Annotated in this window: 1 protein-coding gene; it reads right to left on the bottom strand. The window is 70.0% G+C overall.

Annotation, left to right across the window (positions count from 1 at the left end):
- Nucleotides 1–57: 57 nt before the first annotated feature.
- The coding region (locus B7L92_RS39000; protein WP_368656288.1) for an oligopeptide/dipeptide ABC transporter ATP-binding protein at nt 58–503 on the bottom strand (446 nt) is incomplete at its 5' end.

Below are 503 nucleotides of genomic sequence, written 5' to 3'. Positions count from 1 at the left end.
GTCAATGGGCCGGTGAAGGTCCGTTCCGTGGTGGCGGCTGACGGAAAAGGGGTGTTGTCAGGCCGCCGCCTGGGGGTCCTTGGAGAGCCGGGGTGCCGGTACGGTGCCCTCCGTCTCGGGGTAGTGACAGGCGGTCAGGTGGCCGGGCTTGTTGCCGTCGACCTGCACCAGCGGCGGCGCCTCCGACGCGCACTTGTCGGTCGCCTTCCAGCAGCGCGTGCGGAAGCGGCAACCCGACGGCGGGTTGATCGGAGACGGCACGTCGCCGGTGAGCCGAATGCGCTCACGAGCCGGGCCGTCGTCGTCGACCGTGGCTTCCGGTACGGCGGACAGCAGCGCCCGGGTGTACGGGTGCCGCGGGTTGCCGTACAGGTCCTCGCGGTCGGCGATCTCCACGATCTTACCGAGGTACATGACCGCGACGCGCTGCGAGAAGTGCCGGACGACGGCGAGGTCGTGGGCGATGAAGACGAACGCGATGCCGAGGTCCCGCTGCACCTGCT

Origin of the sequence: Streptomyces viridosporus, assembly GCF_002078235.1 — a bacterium.
Classification (GTDB): domain Bacteria; phylum Actinomycetota; class Actinomycetes; order Streptomycetales; family Streptomycetaceae; genus Streptomyces; species Streptomyces viridosporus.
Note: the sequence above shows the minus strand (reverse complement) of the source record. Positions and strands in the feature narration are given on the sequence as shown.